At 73.2% G+C, this 15,533-nt stretch carries 11 protein-coding genes; 5 read left to right on the top strand and 6 right to left on the bottom strand.

Annotation, left to right across the window (positions count from 1 at the left end):
- Window positions 1-74: 74 nt before the first annotated feature.
- Entirely contained in the window at window positions 75-2,636 is a 2,562-nt protein-coding gene (locus PGB27_RS19115) for an ATP-dependent Clp protease ATP-binding subunit (RefSeq protein ID WP_274201978.1), read from the bottom strand.
- Window positions 2,637-2,843: 207 nt separating this feature from the next.
- Between PGB27_RS19115 and PGB27_RS19110 the strand changes: the two genes are divergently transcribed.
- On the top strand, window positions 2,844-3,869 hold the full coding sequence (locus PGB27_RS19110; RefSeq protein ID WP_274202158.1) for an NADP-dependent oxidoreductase: 1,026 nt from the start codon (window positions 2,844-2,846) through the stop codon (window positions 3,867-3,869).
- A 70-nt stretch (window positions 3,870-3,939) separates the two neighbouring features.
- On the opposite strand, the gene PGB27_RS19105 is transcribed toward PGB27_RS19110, so the two are convergent.
- Window positions 3,940-5,991 carry a PhoX family protein gene (locus tag PGB27_RS19105; RefSeq protein WP_274201977.1) on the bottom strand — a complete coding sequence of 684 codons (2,052 nt, stop codon included), beginning with the start codon at window positions 5,989-5,991 and terminating at the stop codon, window positions 3,940-3,942.
- 188 nt (window positions 5,992-6,179) lie between these two features.
- On the opposite strand from PGB27_RS19105, the gene PGB27_RS19100 reads away from it, so the two are divergent.
- Entirely contained in the window at window positions 6,180-7,361 is a 1,182-nt protein-coding gene (locus PGB27_RS19100) for a zinc-dependent alcohol dehydrogenase (protein WP_274201976.1), read from the top strand.
- 28 nt (window positions 7,362-7,389) lie between these two features.
- Entirely contained in the window at window positions 7,390-8,226 is an 837-nt protein-coding gene (locus PGB27_RS19095; RefSeq protein ID WP_274201975.1) for an MBL fold metallo-hydrolase, read from the top strand.
- Window positions 8,227-8,297: 71 nt separating this feature from the next.
- On the opposite strand, the gene PGB27_RS19090 is transcribed toward PGB27_RS19095, so the two are convergent.
- From PGB27_RS19090 to PGB27_RS19075, 4 genes are all read right to left on the bottom strand, one after another.
- Window positions 8,298-8,753 (bottom strand): winged helix-turn-helix transcriptional regulator, encoded by a 456-nt coding sequence (locus tag PGB27_RS19090; RefSeq protein ID WP_274201974.1) that lies wholly within the window; start codon window positions 8,751-8,753, stop codon window positions 8,298-8,300.
- A gap of 146 nt (window positions 8,754-8,899) precedes the next feature.
- Window positions 8,900-9,802, bottom strand: coding sequence for a MaoC family dehydratase (locus PGB27_RS19085; RefSeq protein ID WP_274201973.1), 903 nt, complete (start codon window positions 9,800-9,802; stop codon window positions 8,900-8,902).
- Window positions 9,802-11,175, bottom strand: coding sequence for a 3-oxoacyl-ACP reductase (locus PGB27_RS19080; protein ID WP_274201972.1), 1,374 nt, complete (start codon window positions 11,173-11,175; stop codon window positions 9,802-9,804). Before PGB27_RS19080 ends, PGB27_RS19085 begins: the two co-directional genes overlap by 1 nt.
- Before the next feature lie 20 nt (window positions 11,176-11,195).
- Complete coding sequence (locus tag PGB27_RS19075) at window positions 11,196-12,527, bottom strand: acetyl-CoA C-acetyltransferase (RefSeq protein WP_274201971.1); 1,332 nt, start codon at window positions 12,525-12,527, stop codon at window positions 11,196-11,198.
- Window positions 12,528-12,647: 120 nt separating this feature from the next.
- On the opposite strand from PGB27_RS19075, the gene PGB27_RS19070 reads away from it, so the two are divergent.
- Window positions 12,648-13,376: a TetR/AcrR family transcriptional regulator gene (locus PGB27_RS19070; protein WP_274201970.1), complete on the top strand. Its 729-nt coding sequence runs from the start codon at window positions 12,648-12,650 to the stop codon at window positions 13,374-13,376.
- An 80-nt stretch (window positions 13,377-13,456) separates the two neighbouring features.
- Window positions 13,457-15,457: an acyl-CoA dehydrogenase family protein gene (locus tag PGB27_RS19065; protein WP_408630095.1), complete on the top strand. Its 2,001-nt coding sequence runs from the start codon at window positions 13,457-13,459 to the stop codon at window positions 15,455-15,457.
- Window positions 15,458-15,533: the final 76 nt, after the last annotated feature.

Raw genomic sequence — 15,533 nt, 5'->3', positions numbered from 1 at the left:
GAACGCACGAAGGGCACCTTCGATCTGCTCGATCGAAGGTGCCCTCCGCCCGGTGAAGCCCGGGACAGCTCGCGTCAGCCGGTGGCCACCGGCGTCGCCGCGGACGGGTTGTCCGCGACCGCGAACGTCAGCTCGCCGTCGGCCACGTCGACCGTCACCGTCTGGCCCCCGTGCAGCTCGTTGCCGAGCAGCATCGACGAGAGCCGGTTGCCGACCTGGCGCTGGATGGTCCGGCGCAGCGGCCGGGCCCCGAACTCGGGCTGGAAGCCGAGCTCCGCCAGGCGATCGACGGCGGCCTCGGTGACCGCGATGCCGATGTCCTGCGCGGCGAGGCGCTCGCGCGTCTCGTCGAGGATCAGGTCGGTGATCCGGCGCAGCTGACCCGCGTCGAGGCGCTTGAAGACGATCACCTCGTCGATCCGGTTGAGGAACTCCGGCCGGAACGACTCCCGCAGCCGCGGCATGAGCCGCTCCTGCAGGGACTGGTCCGGGTTCGCCGACGACGGGGCGAAGCCCAGGGCCTGGGTGTTCGTGGTGATCAGCTCCGAGCCCACGTTGCTGGTCATGATCAGCACCGTGTTGCGGAAGTCGACCGTGCGGCCCTGCGAGTCGGTCAGCCGCCCGTCGTCCAGCACCTGCAGCAGCGTGTTGAAGACGTCGGGGTGGGCCTTCTCCATCTCGTCGAGCAGCACCACCGAGTACGGCCGGCGGCGGATCTCCTCGGTGAGCTGACCGGCCTCGCCGTACCCGACGTAGCCGGGGGGCGACCCGATGAGCCGCGAGACGGTGTGCCGCTCGGAGTACTCGCTCATGTCGACGCGGACCATGCGGTCCTCGTCGCCGAACATCGTGGCGGCCAGGGCCTTGGCCAGCTCGGTCTTGCCGACACCGGTCGGGCCGAGGAACAGGAAGCTGCCGATCGGGCGGTCCGGGTCGTCCAGGCCGGCCCGCGAGCGGCGGACGGCCTCGGCGATCGCGGTGACCGCGTCGTCCTGGCCGACGACCCGCTCGTGCAGCTGCTCCTCGAGCTTGAGCAGGCGGTCCCGCTCGGTCTCGGTGAGCTGGCTGACCGGGATGCCGGTCGACCGGGCGACGATCTCGGCGATGTCGTCGACGGACACCTCGAGCACGCTCGGGTGGTCCGACCGGCGGTCGGTCCGGGCCTGCTCGAGCTGCGCCTGCGTCTGCGCGATCTCGTCCCGCAGCGCGCCGGCGCGCTCGTAGTCCTCATCGGCGACGGCCTGGTCCTTGTCGCGGGTCAGCGACTCGAGCTTGCGCTCCAGGTCGCGCGAGTCGGTGTGCGGGCCCTTCGCCTGCAGCCGCTTGCGCGCACCCGCCTGGTCGACGAGGTCGATGGCCTTGTCGGGCAGGAACCGGTCGGTGACGTAGCGCTCGGAGAGCTCGGCCGCCGCGGTCAGCGCCTCGTCGGTGAACCGCACCTGGTGGTGCGCCTCGTACCGGTCACGCAGGCCGTGCAGGATCGCGATCGTGTCCGCGACCGACGGCTCGGGGACCATCACCGGCTGGAACCGGCGCTCGAGCGCGGCGTCCTTCTCGATCGACTGCCGGTACTCGTCGAGCGTCGTCGCGCCGACGATGTGCAGCTCGCCGCGGGCCAGGGCCGGCTTGAGGATGTTGCCGGCGTCCATGCCGCCCTCGGACGACCCGCCCGCACCGACCATGGTGTGCAGCTCGTCGATGAACACGATCAGCTCGTCGGAGTGCTCGCGGACCTCGGCGACCAGCTTGGTCATCCGCTCCTCGAAGTCACCCCGGTAGCGGGTGCCCGCGACCATGCCCGACAGGTCGAGCTGGACGATGCGCTTGCCCTCGAGCTGCTCGGGGACGTCGCCGGACACGATGCGCTGGGCGATGCCCTCGACGACCGCGGTCTTGCCGACGCCCGCCTCGCCGATGAGGACGGGGTTGTTCTTGGTGCGCCGCGACAGGACCTCGATGGTCTGGTCGACCTCGTCCTCACGGCCGACGACCGGGTCCAGCTCGCCGTTGCGGGCCTTCGCGGTCAGGTCGACGCCGAACTGGTCGACGGTCGGGGTGCTGGAGTCACCGGTCGGGCCGCCGGGACCGCCCTGCCCGCCGCCGCTCGGGCGCTGGCCACCGGTGGCGGCGGAGCGCTGCAGCGACTGCGGGGTGACGCCCTGCTGGCCGAGCGCGCGGCCGACGGGGCTGTCGTTGTTCGCGGCCAGCGCGAGCACGATGTGCTCGGGGCCGATGTAGCTCGAGCCGAGCGCCCGCGAGATCTGGTGCGCGTCGAGCAGGGTGCGCTTGGCCGTCGGCGTCAGGGACGGCGGCTCCGTGCGCGCCTCGTCGCGGGGCAGCTGCTCGTCGGCGGTGCGCGCGAGCGCGTCGACGTCGGCCCCCGCACCGGCCAGGAGCTGGCGCAGCGGCGGGACCTGCGTGACGACGAGCAGGAGGTGCCACGCGTCGAGGTCGGCATTGCCCCGCTCGGCGGCCTGCTGCGCCGCGGCGCCGACCAGCTGGCGAGCCGGCTCGGTCATGAGCTGGGTGATGTCGATGCGCTGGACGCCGCGCGGGGACGCTCCGCCCAGGAAGCGGGCGAGGAAGTCGTCGAACGGGCCGGACCCGGGACCACCGGGCCCGAAGGCGCTGGTCATGAAGCTCCTCAGTGGGTCTAGCAAGAGTTCGAGCCGGCGGGGGACGCCGGCACTGACCGGATCAGCAACGGGCGGGTCTCATTCATTCCTGAGCAACTGTGACTCAAGTCGTGACGCGGGCCATGAGTCGACCCCGCTCAGGCGGCGGACTACCCGCGTCACGGCATGGCCACGCGCCCGCGCGGGCACGCGGCATCTATGAGCACCGTGACCGCCCGCGAGGTCCACCTCGTCCGCCGCCCGCAGGGGATGCCCGATCCCGACGACTTCGCCCTCGTCGACCACGACCTCGGTGAGCCCGGCGACGGTGAGGTGCTCGTCGCCAACCACGACTTCTCGGTCGACCCGTACATGCGGGGCCGGATGAACGACGTGCCGTCCTACGTGCCGCCGTTCCGGCTGAACGAGGCGATGGACGGGCGTGCCGTCGGCGAGGTCGTCGCCAGCAACAGCGACGACGTGGCCGTCGGCGACGTGGTGACGACCAACCTCGCGTGGCGCACCCACGGCATCGTGCCGGCGAAGCAGGTCCAGAAGGTCGCCGCGCCCGAGGGCGTCAACCCGTCGGCCTACCTCGGCGTGCTCGGCGCGCCCGGCCTCACCGCGTGGGTGGGCCTGCTCGACAAGGCCGCGTTCCGCGAGGGCGACAGCGTCTTCGTCTCCGGCGCCGCGGGCGCGGTCGGCAGCGTCGTCGGGCAGCTCGCGAAGATCAAGGGCGCGTCGCGCGTCGTGGGCAGCGCCGGCAGCGCGGACAAGGTCCGCTGGCTCACCGAGGAGCTCGGCTTCGACGCCGCGTTCAACTACAAGGACTCGTCCTCATCCGGTTCTGGCCGTGTCGTGGACCAGCTCCGCGAGGCCATGCCCGACGGCGTGGACGTCTACTTCGACAACGTGGGCGCCGACCACCTCGAGGCCGCCATCGCCTGTGCCAACGACTTCGCCCGCGTCGCCGCCTGCGGGGCGATCGCGCACTACAACGACACGGCGGAGGACCCGACCCCGGGCCCGAACAACCTCTTCCAGATCGTCAAGAAGCGGCTCTCGATCCAGGGCTTCATCGTCACCGACTCGATCGGCCGCATGCGCGCGTTCCTCGACGAGGTCACGCCGTGGGTCGTCGAGGGCCGCCTCAAGTTCGCCGAGACCACCGTGGAGGGCATCGACAACGCCGTCGAGGCCTTCCGCGGCATGCTCCGCGGCGAGAACACCGGGAAGATGATCGTCAAGGTCTGAGCGTGGGAGCAGCGAACGTGCTGTTCGCTGCTCCCACGCTCGACTCCTGTGCGCTCGACGTCCCCGTTGATCACGCCGACCCGGGTGCCACCAGCGGCCCGCCGCCGGCGCGCCAGACCGAGACGACGGCGGGGCGGGCGATGCTCGTCCCGCCGTCGGGCCAGTGCGAGATCGGGTTCGCGAGGCTGGCGTCGTCCGCCTCCCCCGGGTGCTGCACCGACACGAGCGCGAGCCGCTCCTCGACCACCGGGCCGCAGGTCTCCGCGCCGCGCGGCACGGTGAGGAACTGCTGGACGCGGCCGCGCTGCGGGCCCTCCAGCGGCACCGCGAACAGGCCGTCGTTGCTGCCCAGCGCGTTGCCGTCGGTGGCGATCCAGAGGTTCCCGACGGCGTCGAAGGCGACGTTGTCGGGGCACGAGATCGGCGAGACCTGGTCCTTGGGGAAGCCACCGAAGTAGGTGTCGGCGGCCGCCGGGTCGCCGCAGACGAGCAGCAGCGACCAGCCGAAGGTCCGCGCGGCGGGGTCGTCGCCGGTCTCGGTGAGCTCGAGGACCTGGCCGTTGGTGTTCTCCGGACGCGGGTTGACGGCGTCGACGCCGGGCTTGCCGGGCGTGCCGCGCTCGTCGTTGTTGGTCAGCGCGGCGTAGACGCGTCCCGTCGTCGGGTGCGGCTGGACGTCCTCGGGACGGTCCATGGGCGTCGCGCCGACGGTGTCGGCGGCCATCCGCGTGTGCACGAGCACCTCGGCGGCGGTCATGCCCGGCACGAACGAGCGCCCGGTGCCGCCGGCGAGCGACTCCACGAGCGGCAGCCACTCGCCGCCGCCGTCGGGGCCCGGGGTCGGCGCGTCGCCCGAGAAGCGCGCGACGAACAGCGTCCCCTCGTCGAGCAGGCGGGCGTTCGATGCGCGGTCGGCGGGGGCGTCGCCCGCGCGGTGGGTGCGCGACGAGACGAACTTGTAGAGGTACTCGAACCGCTCGTCGTCGCCCATGTAGACCGCGACGGTGCCGGTGGGACCCACGCGCACGTTCGCGCCCTCGTGCTTGAAGCGGCCCAGCGCCGTGTGCTTGCGCGGGGTCGAGGCGGGGTCGAACGGGTCGACCTCGACGATCCAGCCGAAGCGGTTGGGCTCGGTGGGCTCGCGGGTCAGGTCGAAGCGCGGGTCGACGGCCTCCCACCTGCGGTCGGTGGCGCCGCCGTCCATGCCGTAGCGGGCGAGCGCCGCCCTGGCCGCCGGGTCGGCGACCGCCTCGCCGTTCGCGAAGTACTGGTCGACGTTCTCCTCGCCGGTGAGCACGGTGCGCCACGGGGTGACCCCGCCCGCGCAGTTGTTGAGGGTGCCGAGCACCGTGCGGCCCTCGGGGTCGGCGCTCGTGCGCACCAGCGCGTCGCCGGCGGCCGGGCCGGTGAGCGTCATCGGCGTGCTCGCGGTGATCCGCCGGTTGACCGCGTCCATCGTCGGGGTCAGCCGTCCCGACGCGCCGTCGCGCTGCACGGCGACGACCGACATGCCGTGCGCGGCCATCCCGATGGCGACCTGCTCGGGCGTCGGCGCGTCGGGGTCGTAGCCCGGGATCATGAACGGCTCGGTCGTGTACTCGTGGTTCGCGACGAGCAGCGCCCGTCCGGGGCTCGCCGGGTCGTCCAGCAGCGCGAGGAAGTCGTTGTTGAACCCGAACTGCTGGGCCTGCGCCGCCGCGGTCTGGGCGTTCGCGTCGAACGCGGGCGCGCCGGGCAGCACCGGGTCGCCCCACCGGATGACGACCTGCTGCTCGAACCCCCCGGGGACGCGCACGGCGTCCTCGGTGTTGGGCGCCACCGCGGCGAAGCCGAACGGCGAGGGCATCGGCCCCGCCGACCCGGCCGCACCGGCCGCAGGGGCCGCACCGGCACCCGCCCCGCCACCGGTCCCGCACGCGGCCGCCAGCGTCCCGGAGATGCCCGCGACGAGCCCGGCCTGCAGGACGCGCCGCCGGCTCAGCGCCGCGGCCGCGACCTCGCGGAACGGTGTCGTGTCGGTGGGGTTGGGCGCGGGGCGGGAGCAGGCGTCGTTGCAGCGGTAGCGGCAGGAGATCGCCGGGCGACCGTGGGGCCGGTGCACGGCGAGGGGGAGCAGGCGCACGGAGTCTCCCGGTGGTGTCCGATCGTGGTGGTCGGGCGGCGACGCTAGGGCGGTCGGGCGTCGTGGCGGCACCTCCAGGATGAACGGGGGCCGAACAGCCGCAGCTCCCGACCGTGATCGTCGTCGCCCCCGTTTCGGGTCGGAACGCCGACGGGCAGCCCCGGGCCTTCGACGATGTGAGGAGCAGCATGAGGGCACTGACGTGGCAGGGGCAGCAGGACGTCCGCGTCGAGACCGTCCCGGACCCGACGATCCAGCAGCCGACGGACGCGATCATCAAGGTCACGAGCACGGCGATCTGCGGGTCCGACCTGCACCTCTACGAGGTGCTCGGCCCGTTCCTGGACCAGGGCGACATCCTCGGCCACGAGCCGATGGGCGTCGTCGAGGAGGTCGGGTCCGAGACCGGCGACCTGAAGGTCGGCGACCGCGTCGTCGTCCCCTTCAACATCTCGTGCGGGCACTGCTGGATGTGCGAGCACCAGTGGTTCGCGCAGTGCGAGACCACCCAGAACCGGGACCAGGGGATGGGGGCCTCGCTCTTCGGCTACACGAAGCTCTACGGGCAGGTCCCGGGCGGGCAGGCCGAGTACCTGCGCGTGCCGCAGGCCCAGTTCGGCCCGATCAAGGTCCCCGAGGGCCCGGTCGACGAGCGCTTCCTCTACCTGTCCGACGTGCTGCCCACCGCGTGGCAGGCCGTCGCCTACGCCCGCGTGCCCGAGGGCGGCAGCGTCGTGGTGTTCGGGCTCGGCCCGATCGGTCAGATGGCGTCGCGCATCGCCCGCCACCAGGGCTTCCGGGTGATCGCCGTCGACAGCGTCCCCGAGCGGCTGGCCATGGCCCGTCGCCACGGCGTCGAGGTCGTCGACTCCCGGACCGTCGACGACGTGGGCGCCGCGATCCGCGACCTCACCGACGGCCGCGGCACCGACTCGGCGATCGACGCGGTCGGGATGGAGGCGCACGGCAGCTCGGTGATCCCGCAGCTCGCGCAGAAGATGGCCAGCAAGCTGCCCGACGCGATCTCCGCGCCGCTGATGCAGGTCGCGGGTGTGGACCGCACCGCGGCGCTGGTCGGCTGCGTCGACGCGGTGCGCCGCGCGGGCGTCGTCTCGCTCTCGGGCGTCTACGGCGGCACCGCCGACCCGATCAACATGCTGAAGCTCTTCGACAAGGGCGTCACGCTGCAGATGGGCCAGGCGCACGTGAAGCGGTGGATCCCGGACATCATGCCGCTGCTCACCGACGACGACCCGCTCGGTGTCCACGACCTCGAGACCCACCGCCTGCCGCTCGAGTCGGCGGCCCACGGGTACGAGATCTTCCAGAAGAAGCAGGACGAGTGCATCAAGGTCGTCCTGGCGCCGTGACGGACGCGACGCGAAGCGGAGCCGGACCATGAGCGCGGACTCCTCGCTCTTCTTCGTCGGCACGGCGACGACGCTGCTGCGGTGCGGGGGGTTCACGGTCCTCACCGACCCGAACTTCCTGCACCGCGGCCAGCGGGCCTACCTCGGCAAGGGCCTGTGGTCGACGCGCCTCACCGAGCCGGCGCTGAGCCCGGCCGAGCTGCCCGCCCTGGACGCCGTGGTGCTCTCGCACCTGCACGGCGACCACTGGGACCGGGTGGCCCGGCGGGGGCTCGACAAGTCGGTCCCGGTGATCACGACGCCGGAGGCGGCGCGGACGCTGCAGTCGCGCCAACGCTTCCGGCGGGCGCTGGGGCTCGCGGTGTGGGAGTCGCACACGATCGTCCGTCGGGACGCGGAGCGCGGCGGAGCCGGACCCTCCGAGTGGGACGGGGCGACGTTGCGCGTGACGGCGCTGCCGGGCCGGCACAGCCCCCGGCCGCTGACCCGCCTGCTGCCGCCGGTGATGGGCAGCCTGCTGGAGTTCGCCGACCCGTCCGGCGAGGTCCTGCGGCGCATCTATCTGTCCGGCGACACCCTGCCGTTCGAGGGCATCCCGCTCATCCGCGAGCACATCGGCGAGGTCGACCGCGCCGTCCTGCACCTCGGCGGCACGACCCTGCCGGGCGGGCTCGTCGTCACGATGGACGGCCGGATGGGCGCCGACGTGCTCGAGACGATCGCACCGCGGCGCGCGACGCCGGTGCACTTCGACGACTACGGCGTCTTCCGCTCGCCGCTGTCGGACTTCCTCGCCGAGGTCGAGCGCCGCGGCTGGGACGACCGCGTCGACGTCGTCGACCGGGGCGGGACGATCCCGCTCTAGGCGGCTCGGGTGTCGCAGCGAACGCGCTGTTCGCGGCTTCTACGCGCGCGAAAGCCCCGTTCGCGGCGACCTCAGGACGTCATGCGCGCGGCGATCTCGGCCGGCATGCCCGGCCCCGGGCGGGCGACGACCTCGCGCGCGTCGTCCACCTCGCCGCAGGTGGCGCAGACGAGGTGCTGGGCGACCGCGCCCCCACAGGTCGCGTGGGTGTAGAGGATCGGCGGCCCGTCGGGCGCGAGGTAGCGATCGCCCCACGCGGTCAGCGCCACGACCACCGCCACGAGCTCGCGCCCCTGCGGCGTGAGCAGGTACTCGTCGCCGTCGCGCGCCATGATCCCGGCCGCGACGAAGCCCTCGAGGCGTGTGGTCAGCACATTGGTGGCGATGCCGAGCGAGCGGAAGTCGCCGAAGCGCGTCGCGCCCGCGAACAGGGCGTTGCGCACGATCAGCAGGCTCCACCGCTCGCCGACGAGCTCGAGCGCCCGCGCGGCCGAGCACACCTCGCGGTCGTAGGTCTTCCCCAGCACGACCCCGAGCATACTTGCATGACGCAAGTTTCTGCGCGGTCGACGCCGCGCGAACGGGGACTTCGCGCGCGTAGACGCAGCGAACAGCACGTTCGCTGCGTCCACGCGGCGCGAGTCCACGCGGCGAAAGCGTCCACGCGGCGCCCTCAGCCCTCGCGCAGGGTCAGCAGCAGGTGGTCGCGGCCCTTGGTGCTCACGAGCTTCGCGTCCCAGCCGCCGTCGACGGCCGCGGTGTGGAAGTACGCCTTCGACGGCGCGCGCACCGGCGCCTTGAACACGACGTCGACGGTGAACGCCGGCCCGTGGCGCCCGGCGAGCGCCGCGAGGGCACGGGCCTTCGTCCACATCCCATGCGCGATCGTGCCCGGCATGCCGAACGCCTTGGCCGCGAGGCCGTTGACGTGGATCGGGTTCACGTCGCCCGACACCGCGGCGTAGCGGCGCCCGATGTCGCCCGGGACCGTCCAGATCGCGTGCGGCAGCCGCCCGACGTGCGGGTCGGGCTCGGGCGGGGCGGCGGGCGCGTCGTCGGCACCCGCGGGCGCCGGGGCACCGCGCACGAAGTAGGTGCTGCGCGAGTCCCAGATCGTGCTGCCGTCCTCGTCGGTCACGGTGGTGACGAGGTCGACCTGCGCGCCCTTGGGGTGCGCGGCCAGCCGGTCGGCGTGCACGGCCACGCGCAGCGGCTCGCCGACCCCCGGCGGGCGCACCTGGGAGATGACGTTGCGCAGGTGCACCATGCCCGGCGCGGGCAGGGGGAACTCGCGGTCGGTCATCAGCCGCATCTGCAGCGGGAACGCCAGCATGTGCGGGTAGGTCGGCGGCACGTCGCCGCCGACGGAGAACCCGCACACGTGGTTGTAGTCCGCGACCGCGTCGGGGTCGATCCGCACGTTGACGAGCTCCAGGCGGCGGTCGGGCAGTGTCGAGCCGCCCGACCGCGCCGTGAGCAGCGCCCGCCCGTAGAGCACGCCGAGGGTCGGCGCGCTGTCCAGGGTCTCGGTCCTGGTGCCGCCGGCTCCGCTGCGCTCCGTGTCGGTCGCCGTCATCACGCCCCCAGGTAGTTCTGACCGTCGACGCGCAGCACCTGCCCGTTGACGGCGTAGGACGCGGCCTGGGCGAACCACGCGATCGTCTCGGCGACGTCGACGGGCAGCCCGCCCTGGGCCATCGACGACAGCCGCCGCCCGGCCTCGCGGGTGCCGACGGGCATGGCCGCGGTCATCGCGGTCTCGATGAACCCGGGCGCGACGGCGTTGATCGTCGCGTCCTTCTCGACCAGCAGCGGGGCGGTCGCCTCCACCATCCCGATGACGCCCGCCTTCGACGCGCCGTAGGCGGTCTGGCCGCGGTTGCCCGCGATGCCCGCCATCGACGAGACGGTGACGATGCGCCCGCCGCGGTGGAAGACGTCGGACCCCAGCAGCGCGTCGTTGATCGTCAGCTGCGCGTTGAGGTTGACGTCGATGACCGAGTTCCAGCGGTCCCGGTCCTGGTTGGCCAGCAGCTTGTCGCGCGTGATGCCGGCGTTGTGCACGACGACGTCGAGCCCGCCGTGGCGCGCGGCGTGGTCGAGCAGCGTGGCCGGCGCGTGGTCGGCGGTGATGTCGAGCTGCAGCGCGCTGCCGCCGACGTCGTTGGCCGTGCGCGCGAGCGCGTCGCCGGCGGACGGGACGTCGACGCAGATCACGGTCGCGCCGTCGCGGCGCAGGGTCTTGGCGACGGTCGCGCCGATGCCGCGCGCGGCGCCCGTGACGACCGCCGTGCGCCCGGCGAGCGGCCTGTCCCAGTCGACACCCTGGCTCGAGCCCGCGAACCCGGGCACCGTCCCGACGTCGAGGCGCTGGCCGTGGACGAACGCCGAGCGCGACGACAGGAAGAAGCGCAGCGTCGACTCGATGTCGTTCTCGGCGCCGGCGGCGACGTGCACGAGGTTGACCGTCGCGCCGTAGCGCGCCTCCTTGCCCGCGGAGCGCACGAGGCCCTCGAGCGCCCGGCGCGCGGCCCGCACGGCCGGCGAGGTGGCCTCGGCCGGCACGTCGCCGATGACGAGGATGCGCCCCGACGGCCCGATGCGGCGCATGACCGGCGTGAGGAAGCCCTGGATCTCGGCGAGGTCGGCCGGCGACGACAGGCCGGTCGCGTCGACGATCCCGGCGGCGACCTTCGAGGTCGAGCTGCCGCCGCCGACGGGCGCGTGCGGGTCGTCGTGGACCTCGATGCCCAGGTCGGTCAGCAGCGAGCGCACGACCTTGGCGACGCGGCCGTCCGGGGTGGCGGTGCCGAGCAGGGCCGGGCCGGACAGCAGCGGCTGCCCGGGCTCCCAGCGACGCAGCCGCGGCACCGGGGGCAGCCCGACCTGGCCGGCGATGGTGCGGCCGAACGAGGAGTTGACGAAGTCGGAGTACCAGTCGTTGCTCATCGCGCTGTGTCTCCTGTTCCCTAGGCCTCGAGGATCGCGACGACGCCCTGGCCCCCGGCCGCGCAGATCGAGATCAGGCCGCGGGCTGTGCCCGACCCCTCCTGGTCCGTCTTCTCGTGCAGCAGCTTCGCCAGGGTCGGGACGATGCGGGCGCCGGTGGCGGCGAACGGGTGGCCCGTGGCCAGCGACGACCCCACGACGTTGAGCTTGGACCTGTCGAACGAGCCCAGCGGCTCGTCGTACCCGAGCTTCTCCTTGCAGAAGATCGGGTCCTCCCACGCGGCGAAGGTGGCGAGGATGGTGGACGCGAACGCCTCGTGGAACTCGTAGAAGTCGAAGTCCTGCAGCGTCAGCCCGTTGCGCTCGAGCAGGCGCGGCACGGCGTAGGCCGGCGCCATGAGCAGGCCCTCGTCGCCGTGGACGTAGTCGACCGCGGAGGTCTCGGCGTCGACGAAGTGCGCCAGCACCGGGAGCTGCCGCTCGGCGGCCCACTCGTCGCTGGCCAGCAGGACGGTCGCGGCGCCGTCGGTGAGCGGTGTGGAGTTGGCCGCGGTCATCGTGGCCTCGGTGTCGGGGTAGCCGGCCGGCTTGAACACCGGCTTGAGCTTGGCCAGCCCCTCGACCGTGGAGTCGGGCCGCAGGTTGTTGTCCTTGGTGAGCCCGAGGTAGGGCGTCATGAGGTCGTCGAAGAAGCCCCGGTCGTAGGCCTTGGCCAGGTTCTGGTGGCTGGCCGCGGCGATCTCGTCCTGGGCCTGGCGGGTGATGCCCCACGCCGCGGCGGTCTGGGCCGCGTGCTCGCCCATCGACATGCCGGTGCGCGGCTCCCGGTTGGCCGGGATCTCGGGGACGATCTGCCCCGGGCGCAGGCCCGCGAGCGCCTTGAGGACGCCCGCCGTGGACTTCGCCCGGTTGGCGGCCAGCAGGACGCTGCGCAGGCCCTCGTTGACCTCGATCGGCGCGTCGCTGGTGGTGTCGACGCCCGCGGCGATGCCGCTCTCGATCTGGCCGAGCGCGATCTTGTTGGCGATCAGCAGCGTGGTCTGCAGGCTCGTGCCGCAGGCCTGCTGGACGTCGTAGGTCGGGGTCGACGCGGCGAGCCGGCTGCCGAGCACGGCCTCGCGGGTGAGGTTGAAGTCGCTGCTCTTCTTGAGCACCGCACCCGACACGACCTCCCCGACCTGCTCGCCGGCCATGCCGAAGCGGGCCACGAGACCGTCGAGGGCGGCGGTGAGCATGTCCTGGTTGGAGGCCCGCGCGTACGCGCCGTTCGACCGTGCGAACGGGATGCGGTTGGCGCCGACGATGGCGGCGCGGCGGGGCGGTGTCGGGCGGGACGATGGAGCCGAGGGCACGATTCCTCCCGGAGTCGGGCGTGGTCTGTCGTGGGTGGCGGGTCCGCGAGGCGGTCACGGCTGCGTGACGTGCGCCGTTCCCACCGGAGTTACCCGAAAGTATCAGGTACCGTCGGTAACGTGAGCCGTCGTTCCACGCATCACGTCGATGCCGGCCGGGCCTCCGGGCCCGGCGCCGGTCGCGACGGCGAGCGCGACGCCTCGCGTCCCCGCCGTGACCGGCGGTCCAGTCGCTGGGACGAGCATCGTCGCGCCCGGCGGCAGGAGCTCACCGCGGCCACGATCGTGGCCATCCGCGCCCACGGCGCCGACGTCGGCATGAGCCAGGTCGCGGCCCAGGCGCGCACCAGCAAGACCGTGGTGTACCGCCACTTCACCGACAAGAACGACCTCTACCTGGCCGTGTGCGACTGGGTGGCGGCCGTCCTCGTCGGGCAGCTGCAGAGCGCGATGCGCGACGCCAGCGAGGACCCCCGCCGGACGCTGGTGTCCGGCATCGACGCCTACCTCGGGCTGATCGAGGCCGATCCCGAGGTCTACCGCTACGTGATGCGCCCGCCCAAGCTCGACCGTCCCGAGGGCGAGGATCCGGTCAGCGACCTCTGCACGGTCATCGGCGACCACATCGCCGAGATCATCTCCACCGAGCTGCGCCGGCAGGACCGCGACACCGCGCCGGCGCAGACGTGGGGTCACGCGCTGGTCGGCATGGTCCGCGCGGCCGGCGACCAGTGGCTCGCCGCCCGCCCGGAGCTGGAGCGCGAGACGCTCGCCGGCCAGCTCGCGGACCTCGCCTGGTCGGGTCTCTCCCGCACGGTGACGCCCGCCGCGGCGTCGTCCGCGTCCTGACGGGGCATGACCCGTTCACCACACCGCTCCACCGGTCGGCTGACCGGGGTCGAGCGCCGATCCGTCTCCCGGAGGCATCCGTGAGTTCCCGCCCGTCCATCGACGACGTCACCCCGGCCACCGTGGCCGCCGTCCGGCGCACCCTCGACGGCCGCTGGCACACGCTGCGGGACGAGATCCGGTCCCGCGAGGACTTCGCCGAGCTGCGCGTCGACCCGGCCACCGGCGTCGAGGCCTACCGCGCGGCGGTCTGGGACATGCTCGGGCGCCTGGCGGCCGACGGGCACGCGGTGCACGGCTTCCCGACCGCCGTGGGCGGGCGCGGCGACATCGGCGGCTCGGTCGTCTCGTTCGAGATGCTCGCGTTCGCCGACCTGTCGCTGCAGGTCAAGAGCGGGGTGCAGTGGGGTCTGTTCGGCGGGGCGATCCAGGCGCTGGGCAACCCCGAGCAGCACGCGCGCTGGTTGCCCGCGGTCATGGACCTGACGCTCCCCGGCTGCTTCGCGATGACCGAGACCGGCCACGGCTCGGACGTCCAGTCGGTGCACACGACCGCGACGTACGACCCGGACACCCGGGAGTTCGTCGTCGACACCCCCACCGAGTCGGCGCGCAAGGACTACATCGGCAACGCCGCGCGGGACGGTCGGATGGCGGCGGTGTTCGTCCAGCTCTACAGCAAGGGCGAGCGGCACGGGGTGCACGCCGTCCTGGTGCCGCTGCGCGACGACGACGGGAACGTGCTGCCGGGCGTCGAGATCACCGACGACGGGCACAAGGAGGGGCTCAACGGCGTCGACAACGGGCGCCTGGCCTTCCACGGCGTCCGCGTCCCGCGCGAGAACCTGCTCGACCGCCACGGCTCGGTCGCCGAGGACGGGACGTACTCGAGCTCGATCGAGAGCGAGAACCGCCGCTTCTTCACGATGCTCGGCGCGCTCGTGCGCGGGCGCGTCAGCGTCTCGGGCAGCGCGGTGGGGGCGGCGTCCCTGGCCCAGACGATCGCCGTGCGTTACGGCGAGGCGCGCCGCCAGTTCGCGGCGCCCGGCGGCGACGAGGAGATCACGGTCCTCGACTACCTCGCCCACCAGCGCAAGCTGCTGCCCGGGCTCGCGCGCACCTACGCGCTGCGGTTCGCGCAGAACGAGCTCGTCGAGATGCTCCACGACATCCAGACGACGCGGGAGGCCGGCGGCGACGTCGACGAGAAGCGCCAGCGCGAGCTCGAGTCGCGCGCCGCGGGCACCAAGGCGCTCACGACCTGGCACGCCACGGCGACCATCCAGGCCTGCCGCGAGGCGTGCGGCGGCCAGGGCTACCTGTCGGAGAACCGGCTGGGCCAGCTGCGCGCCGACACCGACGTGTTCACGACGTTCGAGGGCGACAACACCGTCCTGCTCCAGCTCGTCGCCAAGGGCCTGATCTCGGGCTACGCCGACGACTTCGGCAACCTCGACACGCTGGGCACCGTGCGCTTCGTCGCCGACCAGGTGCTCGACACCGTCGCCGAGCGCACCTCGCTGCGCCAGCTCGCCGAGCGCCTGCGCGCCGTGGGGCCCGGGGGCGAGGACGACGTGCGCGAGCGGTCGTGGCAGGTCAAGCTCCTCGACGACCGCGAGGAGCACACGCTCGACGGGCTGGTGCGCCGGCTGCGTCCGGCGCGCGACAAGGGCATCTCCGCCGAGCGCCAGTTCGCGATCTTCAACAGCGCCCAGGACCACCTCCTGCGCGCGGCGCGGGCCCACCTCGACGGGCTGGTGCTCGACGCCTTCGTGCGGGGGATCGACACGTGCGTCGACCCGTCGGCGCGGGCGCTGCTGGAGAAGGTCTGCGACCTCTACGCGCTGTCGCTGATCGAGGAGGACAAGGGCTGGTTCCTCGAGCACGGGCGCATCTCGGCGGCGCGGTCGAAGGCGATCACGGCCGAGGTCAACCGCCTGTGCCTGGAGCTGCGCCCCCACGCCCGCGCGCTCGTCGACGCGTTCGGCATCCCGGAGGAGTGGATCGGCGCGCCCATCGCCACCGGCGCCGAGCAGCGCCGCCAGGACGAGGCCCGCGCCCACGCCGCCTCCCTCGTCTGACCCACGAGCGAAGCGGCTCTCCTGGCGCCGGTCGCCAGGATTGCCGCATCCTGGCCCGCACGACGCGCCGAGCCCG

The sequence above is a fragment of the Actinomycetospora lemnae genome (genome assembly GCF_028737315.1).
In the GTDB taxonomy this organism is placed as follows: domain Bacteria; phylum Actinomycetota; class Actinomycetes; order Mycobacteriales; family Pseudonocardiaceae; genus Actinomycetospora; species Actinomycetospora lemnae.
Note: the sequence above shows the minus strand (reverse complement) of the source record. Positions and strands in the feature narration are given on the sequence as shown.